9 protein-coding genes are annotated in these 12,870 nt (G+C 68.3%); 4 read left to right on the top strand and 5 right to left on the bottom strand.

What is annotated here, in order from left to right:
- Positions 1 to 474: 474 nt before the first annotated feature.
- Positions 475 to 4,359, bottom strand: a complete 3,885-nt coding sequence (gene purL / locus NMB40_RS00835) for a phosphoribosylformylglycinamidine synthase (RefSeq protein ID WP_494359851.1) — start codon at positions 4,357 to 4,359, stop codon at positions 475 to 477.
- 312 nt (positions 4,360 to 4,671) lie between these two features.
- Here purL and NMB40_RS00830 point away from each other — a divergent pair, with 312 nt between their 5' ends.
- Positions 4,672 to 6,771 carry a glycosyl hydrolase family 18 protein gene (locus tag NMB40_RS00830; RefSeq protein ID WP_494359850.1) on the top strand — a complete coding sequence of 700 codons (2,100 nt, stop codon included), beginning with the start codon at positions 4,672 to 4,674 and terminating at the stop codon, positions 6,769 to 6,771.
- Positions 6,772 to 6,905: 134 nt separating this feature from the next.
- Positions 6,906 to 7,238, top strand: a complete 333-nt coding sequence (locus NMB40_RS00825) for a hypothetical protein (protein WP_494359849.1) — start codon at positions 6,906 to 6,908, stop codon at positions 7,236 to 7,238.
- Positions 7,239 to 7,283: 45 nt separating this feature from the next.
- Here the strand turns inward: NMB40_RS00825 and NMB40_RS00820 are convergent, their stop codons facing one another.
- Positions 7,284 to 8,075 (bottom strand): thioredoxin fold domain-containing protein, encoded by a 792-nt coding sequence (locus NMB40_RS00820; RefSeq protein WP_494359848.1) that lies wholly within the window; start codon positions 8,073 to 8,075, stop codon positions 7,284 to 7,286.
- A 135-nt stretch (positions 8,076 to 8,210) separates the two neighbouring features.
- On the opposite strand from NMB40_RS00820, the gene NMB40_RS00815 reads away from it, so the two are divergent.
- Positions 8,211 to 9,038: a hypothetical protein gene (locus tag NMB40_RS00815; RefSeq protein WP_494359847.1), complete on the top strand. Its 828-nt coding sequence runs from the start codon at positions 8,211 to 8,213 to the stop codon at positions 9,036 to 9,038.
- 9 nt (positions 9,039 to 9,047) lie between these two features.
- Here the strand turns inward: NMB40_RS00815 and xerD are convergent, their stop codons facing one another.
- On the bottom strand, positions 9,048 to 10,025 hold the full coding sequence (gene xerD / locus NMB40_RS00810; RefSeq protein ID WP_494359846.1) for a site-specific tyrosine recombinase XerD: 978 nt from the start codon (positions 10,023 to 10,025) through the stop codon (positions 9,048 to 9,050).
- 22 nt (positions 10,026 to 10,047) lie between these two features.
- On the opposite strand from xerD, the gene NMB40_RS00805 reads away from it, so the two are divergent.
- Positions 10,048 to 10,521 (top strand): RDD family protein, encoded by a 474-nt coding sequence (locus NMB40_RS00805; RefSeq protein WP_494359845.1) that lies wholly within the window; start codon positions 10,048 to 10,050, stop codon positions 10,519 to 10,521.
- A gap of 80 nt (positions 10,522 to 10,601) precedes the next feature.
- Here NMB40_RS00805 and lptG read toward each other — a convergent pair whose 3' ends face one another.
- Both lptG and lptF read right to left on the bottom strand, forming a co-directional pair.
- Complete coding sequence (gene lptG / locus NMB40_RS00800; RefSeq protein WP_282244739.1) at positions 10,602 to 11,708, bottom strand: LPS export ABC transporter permease LptG; 1,107 nt, start codon at positions 11,706 to 11,708, stop codon at positions 10,602 to 10,604.
- Positions 11,705 to 12,784 (bottom strand): LPS export ABC transporter permease LptF, encoded by a 1,080-nt coding sequence (lptF, locus tag NMB40_RS00795; protein ID WP_282244738.1) that lies wholly within the window; start codon positions 12,782 to 12,784, stop codon positions 11,705 to 11,707. Before lptF ends, lptG begins: the two co-directional genes overlap by 4 nt.
- Positions 12,785 to 12,870 lie beyond the last annotated feature (86 nt).

The raw sequence follows: 12,870 nt of genomic DNA, 5'->3' as shown, positions 1-12,870 counted from the left end.
GTGCCGGATGGCGCGCTCACGGCGCGATCAACGAACAGGGAACTCGCCATCCTTGCGGTTACTTCCGAACTGAACGATTGCAAACTGAGAACTCAGTGTTAACGCAGGGTTTTCAGAACGTCAAGACTTTGACAGTAGAAATTGTTCTAACGCGAGAAGCGTCACAAATTCGGCCATTCATGCGGCGCATTTGTTAGATGCATGTGAGTAACGATCATCACGCGTGAAACGCGATGTAACTCATTGCCGCGTATTGGTTCGCGCGTGCTGCACACGTGTATTTTTCACGTGACCTTCACTGCTGCGCGCTGCGCGAGCCATGTTTCCATACGCCTGCGTCGCGAAAAACGCGCACGCACGCGATGGCGCGCTGCGACATCGGCAACGTGTGATGTGAAGACGGATTTGCGCGAATTGGAGGTGTTGCGTGGGCCGGCAAATGGCCGGCCCTACCCGTTCAACGAGCGTGGTGCGTTAGTTGCACCACACCCGGGCGTTGCGGAACATGCGCAGCCACGGCGAGTCGCCGTTCCAGTCGGCCGGACGCCAGCTCAGGTTCACCGCGCGCGGGGTGCGCTCCGGGTGCGGCATCATGATCGTCACGCGGCCATCGGTGGTGGTCAGGCCGGTGATGCCGTCAGGCGAGCCGTTCGGGTTCAGCGGGTACTGGCTGGCCACGTTGCCGTCACCATCGACGTACCGCAGCGATACGCGGGCGGCAGCCTGGTCGACGGCGTTGGCGAACACCGCCTGGCCTTCACCGTGCGCCACCGCCACCGGCAGGCGCGAACCGGCCATGCCACGCAGCAGGATCGACGGCGATTCGACGATCTCCAGCAACGCGGTGCGGGCTTCGAACTGCTCGCTGCGGTTGCGGCGGAACTGCGGCCAGTGCTCGGCACCGGGGATGATGTCCTTGAGCTGGCTCAGCATCTGGCAGCCGTTGCACACGCCCAGCGCAAAGCTGTCCTGGCGGGCAAAGAAGCTGGCAAAGGCATCACGCAGCGCGCTGCGCTCCAGCACCGAGGTGGCCCAGCCGCGGCCGGCACCCAGCACGTCGCCGTAGCTGAAGCCGCCACAGGCGGCCAGGCCGGTGAAGTCGGCAAGATCCACGCGGCCGGCAATCAGGTCGCTCATGTGCACGTCCACGCTGCGGAAGCCGGCGCGTTCGAAGATGTTGGCCATCTCGATCTGGCCGTTGACGCCCTGCTCGCGCAGCACCGCCACGCGCGGGCGCGCGCCGGTGTTGATGAACGGCGCGGCCACGTCTTCGTTGAGGTCGAAGCTGAGCTTCGGCTTCAGGCCCGGCGCGGTGAAGCTGCGCGCGATGGCGCGCTCCTGGTCGGCGTTGTCGGGGTTGTCGCGCAGCTTCTGCATGGCGTGGGTGACCGACCACCAGGCATCGAACAGCGCTTCCCAGCGCCACTCCACCAGGCTTTCGCCCTGCAGCGAGACGCGCACCACCGGGGCGGTGGTCGGGCGGGCGATGCGCTGGGCACATTCGGTCAGTGCATGGCGCTCGACCAGGTCGGCAAACGCCGCACGGTCTTCGCGGGCGATCTGCACCACCGCACCCAGCTCTTCGTTGAACAGGCTGCGGAACGGGTCATCGCCCCATGCATCCAGGGTGATGTCCAGGCCCTGGCGCGAGGCGAAGGCCATTTCGCACAGCGCGGCGAACGCGCCGCCATCGCTGCGGTCGTGGTAGGCCAGCAGCAGGCCGGACTGGCGTGCATCGCGGATGAGTTCGAAGAACGCACGCAGGCGCTGGGGGTCGTCCAGGTCCGGCACGGCACCGGCAAACGCCGGCAGCGCGCTGTGGTCGGCGTGCACCTGAGCCAGGATCGAACCACCCAGGCGCTGCTTGCCGGCGCCCAGGCCGATCAGCCACAGTTCGCTGTCGGTCTCGCGGTCCAGCAGCGGGGTCAGCTGGGTGCTGGCATCGGCCACCGGCGCGAACGCGGTGATCACCAGCGACACCGGCGACACCGACTTGTGCGCCTCACCGGCGTCGTGCCACTGCGCCTGCATGGACAGCGAGTCCTTGCCGACCGGGATGCTCAGGTCCAGCTGCGGGCACAGTTCCATGCCCACCGCACGCACCGCGTCGTACAGCAGCGCGTCTTCGCCGTTGTGGCCGGCCGCGGCCATCCAGTTCGCCGAAAGCTTCACGGTTTCCAGCGCATCGACCGGGGCCGCGCACAGGTTGGTGATCGCTTCGCCCACCGCCATGCGCGCGGAGGCGGCGGCATCGAGCAGCGCCAGCGGGGTGCGTTCGCCGATCGACATCGCCTCACCGGCCAGCGTATCGAAGCCGGCCAGGGTGATGGCAACGTCGGACATCGGCAGCTGCCAGGGACCGATCATCTGTTCGCGCGCGGTCAGGCCGCCGACGCTGCGGTCACCGATGGTGACCAGGAAGTTCTTCGACGCCACCGACGGGTGCGCGAGCACGCGCAGGCCGGCCTCGTGCAGGTCCAGGCCACCGGTCTTCAGCGCCGGCCAGCGCGGTGCCGGTGGGTGGGCGGTGTCGCGGTGCATCTTCGGCGGCTTGCCGAACAGCACGTCCATCGGCAGGTCGATCGGGGCATCGGCCGGGATGTTGCCGACGGCGGCACCGTAGGCCACCACCAGGCGTTCCTCGGCCGTGGCCACGCCAACGGCGGCGAACGGGCAGCGCTCGCGCGCGCACAGCGCGGCGAACTCGGCCAGGCGCGCCTGCGGCACGCCGAGTACGTAGCGCTCCTGCGATTCGTTGCACCACAGCTGCATCGGCGACAGCGACGGGTCGTCGGTGGGCACCTTGCCCAGGTCGATCACACCGCCCACGCCGGAGTCGTGCAGCAGTTCCGGAATCGCGTTGGACAGACCACCGGCGCCGACGTCGTGGAACCAGCGGATCGGGTTGTCCAGGCCGAGCGCGACGCAGCGGTCGATCACTTCCTGGCAACGGCGTTCCATTTCCGGGTTGTCGCGCTGCACGCTGGCGAAATCGAGGTCCTCGGCGCTTTCGCCGGAGGCCACCGAACTGGCGGCACCGCCGCCCAGGCCGATCAGCATGGCCGGGCCGCCGAGCACGATCACCGCATCGCCGGGCTGCAGCTTCAGCTTCTCGACCTGGACCTGGTCGATCGCGCCGAGGCCACCGGCCAGCATGATCGGCTTGTCGTAGGCGCGGGTCAGGCCATCGCCTTCGGACAGCTCGAAGCTGCGGAAGTAACCCAGCAGGTTGGGGCGGCCGAACTCGTTGTTGAAGGCGGCGCCGCCGAGCGGGCCCTCCAGCATGATGTCCAGCGCCGGCGCCATGCGCGGGTTCAGCGCGCGCGGCGCTTCCCACGGCTGCGGCAGGGTCGGGATGCGCAGGTGCGAGACCGAGAAGCCGGTCAGGCCGGCCTTGGGCTTGCCGCCACGGCCGGTGGCGCCTTCATCGCGGATTTCACCGCCGGCGCCGGTGGAGGCGCCCGGGAACGGGGCGATCGCGGTCGGGTGGTTATGGGTTTCCACCTTGATGCAGAACGCCGAATCCACCACCGCTTCGCTGCGGTATTCGCCCGTGGCCGGGTCCGGCCGATAGCGCGCGGCCGGGAAGCCGGCCACCACCGCCGCATTGTCGCTGTACGCGCTGAGCGTGTGCTGCGGAGTCTGTTGGTGGGTGTTCTTGATCATGCGGAACAGCGAATGGGCCTGGTCGGCGCCATCGATGGTCCAGCTGGCATTGAAGATCTTGTGCCGGCAGTGCTCGGAATTGGCCTGCGCGAACATCATCAGTTCCACGTCCGAGGGCTTGCGGCCCAAATCGCCGAAGCGCTGGCGCAGGTAGTCGATCTCGTCCTGGGCCATGGCCAGGCCCAGGCGGCGGTTGGCCGCCTCCAGGTCTTCCAGCGCCACCCGCTCCAGCTCGCCACGGGCCGGCGCGGTGAACAGCGCCTGGGCCTGGGCGGCATCGTCCAGTACGGAATGGGTCATCGGGTCGTGCAGCGCGCGGATCACCGCCTCGCGGGCAGCCGCGTCGGCCGGCCAGCCGGCCAGGTCAATACGCAGGCCACGTTCCACCCGGCGGATCGGCTGCCCGGCGCCACGCACCAGCTCGGTGGCCTTGCTCGACCACGGCGACAGCGTGCCCAGGCGCGGCACCACGAAGCGGGAGATGGCCCCGGCCTCCTGCGGCGCCAGCGCGGGCTGGGCTTCCAGGATCCGGCTCAGGATCGCCGGGTCCGGGGTCGCATCGCCCTCGGTCTGGATGAAGTACACGTGCCAGGCACCGGTGATGCGCAGGTCGGCGGCCAGGGACTGCAGGCGGGATTCAAGACGTTCGCGGCGGAACGGCGAAAGGGCGGATGCGCCCTCGAGGACCATCATGTCCGGGGAACCGTGGTTGGAGACGGGGCCCACTATTGTACCGGTCCGTGCCCGCCGGTGGTCAGTCGCCGGGTCGGTTCCGGCCGGGCCGCCGCCGGTCAGGGCGAAAGCACCGGCCGCCCGAACCTTGCGCTGGCGCACGGATTGGCAGGACAAACCATGACAACGTTGCCACCACCTGCCAAGCCTCCCGCCGGGCAGGCCCGCGTCCGCCCCCTCTGCTGGTGCCGGCCTCTCTCACCGGCCCCGGACCTGCTGCAACGCTGGCCGACATCCTGCCGCCCAGCGCCCACCACCTGATCGGAGTACGACATGGCTGACCCGATTGCGCGCAGTACGGTGACATCGTTATCCCCCCGCGCCTCCCGCCACCGGCGCTGGCTGCTGGCCGCAGCCCTCGCCTCGGCGGCGCTCGCTCCGGGGCTGGCCCAGGCCGCCAGCTGTAGTGGCGTACCGGAATGGAACGGCAACGTGATCTACCTGGCCGGCAGCACCCTGCAGAAGGGCGGCGTGCTGTACCGGGCCAACCAGGACATCTGGAACGCCCCGCCCGACCACCCGGCCGGTGCGCCGTACTACACCAACCTGGGCGCCTGCGACAGCGGCGGCAGCAACCAGCCGCCCAGCGTCAGCCTGACCTCGCCGGCCAACGGCGCCAGCTTCAGCGCCGGCAGCACCATTACGGTCAGCGCCAACGCCAGCGATGCCGATGGCAGCGTCAGCAAGGTCGAGTTCTTCCGCGGCGGCACCTCGCTGGGCATCGACACCAGCGCCCCGTACAGCGTCAGCTGGAGCAACGCGTCGGCCGGCACCCACACCTTCAAGGCGGTCGCCACCGACAACAACAACGCGGTGACCTCGTCGGCCACGGTCAGCGTGACGGTCAATGCGGCCAGCAACGACACCACCCCGCCCAGCGTGCCCGGCGGCCTGGCCTCGCCCTCGAAAACCGCCACCACGGTCAACCTGGCCTGGAACGCGGCCACCGACAACAGCGGCGGAAGCGGCGTGGCCGGCTATGACGTGTACCGCAATGGCACCCTGGTCGGTTCGCCCAGCGCCACCCAGTACACCGACGGCGGGCTCACCGCCAGCACCAGCTACACCTACACCGTGCGTGCCCGCGACAACGCCGGCAACGCCTCGGCACGCAGTGCGTCGATCAGCGTGACCACCGCGGCCGGCGGCGGCAGTGGCGGCAACAAGCGCGTGATCGGCTACTTCACCCAGTGGGGCATCTATGGGCGCAACTACCGGGTCAAGAACATCGACACCAGTGGTTCGGCCAGCAAGCTGACCCACATCAACTACGCGTTCGGCAACGTGCGCAACAACCGCTGCGAAGTGGGCATCACCCAGGCCTCGGACCCGAACACCGGGGTGGGCGGTGATGCGTTCGCCGATTACACCAAGGCCTTCCAGGCTGGTGAAAGCGTCAGCGGCGGTGCCGATACCTGGGACCAGCCGCTGCGCGGCAACTGGAACCAGCTCAAGCAGCTCAAGGCCAAGCACCCGAACGTGAAGGTGCTGATCTCGCTGGGTGGCTGGACCTGGTCGCGCGGCTTCTCCAGCGCGGCGCAGCCGGCCAACCGCCAGGCCTTCGTGGCCTCGTGCATCGACGCCTACATCAAGGGCAACCTGCCGGTGACCGATGGTGCCGGTGGCGTGGGCGCGGCGGCGGGCGTGTTCGACGGCATCGACATCGACTGGGAATACCCGGTGGCATGTGGGCTGGCCTGCGGCAACCCGGCCGACAACGCCAACTTCACCGCGCTGCTGGCCGAGTTCCGCCGCCAGCTCGACGCAGTGCGCCCGGGCCTGTTGCTGACCGTGGCGGTAGGCGCGGGCATCGACAAGATCCGGGTGACCGATCCGGCGGCGTATCACGGGTATCTCGATTACATCAACGTGATGACGTACGACTTCCACGGCGCGTTCGATCCGATCACCGGCCACCATTCGGCGCTGTTCAATTCGCCGGCGGACCCGTCCACCGGTGATACCAAGCTGTACTACAGCAACGATGCGATGGAAGCGTTCCTCGCCCGTGGCGTGCCGGCCAGCAAGCTCAACCTGGGCATCGGCTTCTACGGCCGCGGCTGGACCAACGTGCCCAACGTGAACAACGGCCTGTACCAGAGCGGCACCGCTGCGGCGGGTACCTACGAGGCCGGCATCGAAGACTGGAAGGTGCTGAAGAACCTCAACCATCCGATCTACACCGATGCGAATGCGCGGGCCACCTGGAGCTATAACGGCACCACGTTCTGGAGCTTCGACACGCCGGCGCTGGTGACCGAGAAGATGGGCTACGTGAAGACCCAGGGACTGGGCGGCGCGTTCTTCTGGGAGTTCAGCGGCGATGACACCCAAGGCACGCTGGTGAACACCATCAGCAACGGCTTGAAGTAACCGACTGCAACGACGCGCCCGGGATCCTTGCGGTCCCGGGCGCTTTTTCTCTGCGCGCGTGAGCACTTTCTGGAAGCCGCCCGGCGACGCCTTTCAATAATGGCGATCCTTCTTCTTAAGGCGCCTTCAACCCGATGCGTACCCCTACTGTTTTCCTGTGCATCGGTGCCGTGTTCGGCAACAAGGACGCGAGCCGCGCCCTGGAACACCGACGCGCGCTCAAGACGGCGTTCATCACCAACATCGCCAATATCAACCGGGAATGGAAGGAGACGCGGCGGCGTGAGGGCTTCGGCAATCCGCTGGACCGCCCACTGCCACGCCCCACGGCGGGGCGCGCGCCCGTCTACGTGCAGACGCTGGTGACGCACTGGCGCGGACTGGATGATGCGATGCCAGCGGTGATCCTGCCGCGGGCAAGTCCACTGTGCGCGCAACGCAGCTGGCTGCACCACGGCGCCAGCTGAGGCCGGGTCAACGCCCCGGCGCGTTCGCACCGGGGCGTGCGTGCATCAGCGGGCCTGGCGCTCCAGCGCCTTGACCAGCTGCGCCGGCGGCAGGTAGCCGCCCAGCTGGGTGCCGTCGGCGGCGAACACCGCCGGGGTGCCGCTGACGCCGGCCTGCTGGCCCAGCGTGTACTGCATGGCGACCGGGTTGGTGCAGTTCTTCGGCTTCACCGGCTGGCCCTGCTTGGCGCTGGTCAGGGCCTGGCGGCGATCGGCTGCGCACCATACCGAGATCATGTCGGTGTAGTCCTGGCTGCCCAGGCCCATGCGCGGGAAGGCCAGGTATTCCACCGTGATGCCCTGCCGGTTCAACTCCGGAATGTCCTGGTGCATCTTGCGGCAGTAGCCGCACTCGATGTCGGTGAACACCGTAAGCGTGTGCTTCGGGTTCGGCGCGGCGAACACGATGCGCTCGCCGCGCGGCACGCCATCCAGCAGCTTCTTGCGGAAGGCCAGCAGGCCGGCGCTGCTGGCCGGGGTGCGGTTCTGGATGTCGTACGGCTGGGACTGCATCAGGTAGCGGCCGTCGTCGGAGACGTACAGCACCTGCCCACCCACCAGCACTTCGCGGAAGCCCGGGAACGGGGCGGCCCCGATGTAATCCGGCTTGAATTTCGGATCCAGGCTGGCCAGCGCGCTGCGCACGGTCTGGTCGGCGTTGCCGCTGGCGGCAGGCGCCGCGGGGGTGGCCGCGCTGCTGCCCGGCTTGGGGGCCGGCGTGCCACCGGGGGCGGCCGGCTGGGCGCAGGCGGTCAGGCTGAGCGCACCGAACAGGGCCACGGTAAGAACTCGACGCATCTGTACATCCACGGGTGAGAGTGGGCGGATTCTCGCACAGCCGCCCCGGCGAAGCCTGTGAGGCCGAGTGAATTCTGGAAGTGCGCGGCACCTGCAGCGGGGATGATCCCATCCCCCGAATCGATCCCCGGCCGCATGCGCATTCCGTCCCCACTGCTCTGGTTCAAGGCACAGCTTGGCAGCACCTCGGCCAAGGTCGAGCTGAGCGTCCGCTCTCCCTGCAACGGCAACCGATTCACGTCCGCCGTCGTTGCGATCCAGAATCGGGAGGCGCGTTTGACCCAGGCCTGGCGGCGTGACCAGCTGTCCGGGACGCAGCTGGTCGACCGCAGCCGGCACCTGACCGACCTGCGCCAAGCGCTGTATCACAATGCATCACCCATCGCCCACAGCCGATCCATGCAGAACCTGCTGACCCGCATTGGCAATCTTTCGTCGGTGCCCGTCCCGCACAGTCTGTCGGGATCACTGGAGTCGCTTGCGTCACGTACCTCGGTGAACTCCCGGACCTCGATGGCATCGACCGAAAAGTCCCACTGCAGCTCCCTGGATGCGCTGGCCCAAGCCGTGTGGAGCGGCCAGCTGAACTCACTCAAGGAACTCCGCGCAAAAGTCTTGGCAACGGCGGAACTGATGGGCGACAACGGTCCCTGCCGACCACAGTCAGACGTCATTGCGGACGTCTTCGACGCGCTGCAGGCCCGCGCTCCCGTGGGTGCGGGCTTGGGCGCAGAATGGAGCGTGGTGCGCTACCTGCGGCGGGAAATGCTGACCAACAGCGATGGCCCATACGGGCGCGTGGCCACCGACCGGCTGATCGACCCCGAGACCCTCGACCGCCATGCGGCGCTGCTCGCCCGACCGCTGCCCACCGGCGACGCGCCGCCGAAACCGCCCCGCCTGGGCCCACCGCGCGCCGTGAGCGTACCCCGCGACTGGCAACCGGGTGAATCCAGCGCCTGAACGGCGGCGCTATCCGCGCGGGTGATGCTTGGCGTGCAGCTTCTGCAGGTGTTCGCGCGCCACCAGCGTGTAGATCTGGGTGGTGGACAGCGAGCTGTGGCCGAGCAGCATCTGCAGCGCGCGGAGGTCGGCGCCGCGGTTGAGCAGGTGGGTGGCGAAGCTGTGGCGCAGCCCGTGCGGGCTGATCCGCACCGGGTCGATCCCGGCCAGCACGGCGTACTTCTTCACCAGGCCCCAGAACTGCTGGCGGCTCAACGGGTGCAGTGACGGCTCCAGGAACAGCGGCACCGCGCCGTCGCGAGATGCGGGCACGGCGCGCGTGCCGGCCAGCTGCGGACGCGCCTCGCGCAGGTAACGTTCCAGCCAGTGCTGGGACTCTTCACCCAATGGCACCAGCCGTTCCTTGCTGCCCTTGCCGGTGACCCGAAGCACGCCCTGGCGCAGGTTCACCGCATTGGCCGGCAGCTCCACCAGCTCGCTCACGCGCAGTCCGGCGGCATACATCAGTTCCAGCATGGCGCGGTCGCGCAGGCCCAGCGGCTGCGCCACGTCGGGGGCGGCCAGCAGCGCGTCGATCTGGCTTTCGGCCAGCGCCTTGGGCAGCAGCCGCGGCAGCCGCGGCGGATCCAGCAGCGCGCTGGGGTCTTCGCTGCGCTGCCCGCGCCGCACCGCATCGGCGAAGAACGCGCGCAGCGCCGAGAGCAGGCGCGCGTTGCTGCGCGGCGACCAGCCGTGGCGTGCGCGCCAGGCCAGGTAATCGAACAGGCCGGCGCGGTCGATCCCGGCCAGCCCGCCGCCCGTGCCGTCGCGCCAGCGCGCCAGCCCCTCCAGGTCACGCCGGTAGCTGTCCAGGCTGGCCCGGGCCAGGCCCTGTTCGGCCCAGACCGCATCGAGGAAGCGTTGGATCAGCGCGTTGTCGTCGTCGCGCAGCTCGGGCAGGTGCTGCACCAGCTGGCGGCGCGCGGCGGGGGTGGAGGTATCAGGCATGCGCACAGGATATGCTCGGCGCATGAGCACGCCTACTGCTGCCGTCGCCGATACCACCCGCCCCGCCTCGTTGCTGTTGTGGCGGCTGCTGGCGCTGCTGTACGACTTCTTCCCGGCGCTGGCGCTGTGGATGCTGGTCGGCGCGCTGTTCACCGCCGGCTACGCCACGGGCCACGCCGCGCGCGACAACATCGCGCCGTTCAGTGCGCTGCAGTGGGTGCTGTGGGGGTGCTGCTGGGCGGTGACCGGGGTATACGCGGTCGAAAGCTGGCGGCGCGGTGGCCAGACCCTGGGCATGCGGCCGTGGCGGTTGCAGGTGGTGGGCGCCGATGGCACCGCGCCCACCCGGAAGCAGCTGTGGCTGCGTTATGCGGTGGGTACGGTGTCGGTGCTGCTGGGGGGACTGGGGCTATGGTGGGCACTGGTCGACCGGCAGCGCCTGACGTGGCATGACCGGGCATCCGATACGCGGACGCGGCGGCTGCCGAAGCGGTAGGTACCCACCATTGGTCGGTACGCATCAACGCGCAACGACCAACGGTCGTTGCCTACCGTCGGGTTGACCCGGTTCCCGGGTCAGCCCGACTTGCGCCGGAACAGCATGCCCGACACCACCAGCATCACGATCGGTGGCAGCGCATAGGCGATGCGGTAGTCGAACTTCAACGCACCGGCCATGCGCCCGAAGAACAGCTGCAGCAGCCAGAAGCCCAGCGCGAACAGGATGCCCAGGAACAGGCGCTTGCCCATGCCGCCGCTGCGCAGCGAACCGAACGCGAACGGGACGGCGGCCAGGCACAGCGCCAGCACGTTGAGCGGGTAGAACCAGCGGCTCCAGTAGATGTCCTCGTAATCGCGCGCGTCCAGCCCGTTGCGCTTGCGGTATTCGATGCTGGTGCGCAGGTCGCGCGCGGCCAGGTTGCGCGGCTTGGAGAACCCGGAGGCCAGCGCGCCCGCATCCAGCTTGGAATCCCACTTTTCGGTTTCCGCGGTGGTACGCGTGGCCGAACGCTCGCCGAAGGTATCGCGGCGCACCTTGTTCAAGGTCCAGCCATCGGCGGTGTGCTCGACCGTGCCGGCATGGGTCACCGACGCAATGTTTCCGTCCGGTGCGATCTGGTACAGGCGCACGTCGCTGAGCACCAGGCGCGTGCCGCCGCCGGGCAGCAGCTGCTCATCGCCACTGGTCGCGGTGAGGAAGGTGTCGCCTTCGCGCACCCAGACGCCCGCATAACGCGACGCGGCAAGGTTCTGCCCCGACTTCGCACTGGCCCTGATGTTGTCGGAACGGTTCTGTGCCCAAGGCGCCAGCGTCTCGCCGTTCACCACCATCACCGCCGTCATCAACGACAACGCGATCGCCACCGAGGCACTCAGCCGCTTGCGCGACAACCCCAGCGCGCGCAGCGCGGTGAGCTCGGAGGTGGCGGCCATCTGGCCCAGCCCCATCAGCGCACCGATCACCGCTGCGGTAGGGAAGAACGTGTAGGCCCGGCGCGGCACGGTGTACAGCACCGAGGCCGCCGCATGGCCCAGCGTATAGCCGCCCTTGCCCACGTCCTTGAACTCGCCGGAGAACGCCATCACCACGTCAAGACCGACCAGCACCGCCCAGGTCAGCAGCACGGTGCCGAACACCGCCCGGCCCAGGTAGAAATCAAACCGCATCGGGTGAAGCTTCATGCGGTCCTCCGCGGGCGCGAGAGCTTGCCGTCGCGCAGGTACATCCAGATGGCCAGCGCCAGCAACGGCAGGCTCAACCACCACAACCCCAATGACGCCGGCACCTTGCCGTCGGCGATCCATCGGGTACCAATGAACATCAGGTTCATGCCGACCATGTAGGCAAGGAAGGCAAACATCATCCTCCCGTACCGCTGCTGGCGCGGCGAACTGCGCGCCAGTGGCAGGGTCATCAACGCAAACGCCAGCGCGATGAGCGGGGGCGTGATGCGCGAATGCAGCTGCGCCTGGGCCTCCGGCCGGGTGTCGCCGAACAACCGGCCGGTCGGCATCAGCTCGGGGTCGTTTTCGTCGCGGGTGATGGCGCCATCTGGCAGCGCAACGTCGTTGCGGGCGAAGGTCATCAGCCGGTAATCCAGCGCGCCGTTGGCCGGGCCTTCAACCTGGTGGCCGTCATCCAGCCGCAGATAGCGCTGGCGGTCGCCCTCGAAGAACATCTTGCCGCTCGCGGCCGACATCACCTCGATGCGGTCGCCCCGGCTGCGCTGTACGAACACCCGCCCCAGCCCGCTGCCGTCGGCCGAGACCGAGGACAGGTAGACCACCCCGCCATTGGACAGCATGGTGAACTTGCCCGACTCCAGCCCGGCCATGACCAGGCTCTTGTTGGCGTCCTCGATCATCTGCTCGCTGGTCCGGTCGGCCCAGGGGCCCAGCCACAGCGAGCACAGGCCGATCAGCCCGACCACCGGCAGCACCAGCATCAGCACCGGCCGCAGCAGCCGCTTGGGCCCCACCCCGATGGCGGTCAGGACCGCCATTTCCGAGTCCCGGTACAGCCGGGCGGTGGCCAGCAGCAGGCCCAGCATCAGCGCCAGCGGCAGGATCAGCGGCATGTAGACGATGAACTGCAGGCCCAGCTGGGAGAACAGCAGGCGGGCAGGCAGGCGGCCATCGGCGATGTTGCCGAGGATGTCCACCAGCACGCCGCCCACGCTTACTACCAGCAATACGATCAGGGTGGCCAGAAAACTCTGGACGAAATCACGCAGGAGATAGCGATCGAGCTTCGACATGGGGCGGTGGTTTAAACTCTCGGATTCGTTCGCGTGGTTGCCCAGTCTACTGACGGGACGTAAACAGCTCGCGATTGTACGTATTT

The sequence above is a fragment of the Stenotrophomonas sp. FBCC-B152 genome (genome assembly GCF_059134105.1).
This window is presented reverse-complemented; position numbering and strand designations above follow the sequence as displayed.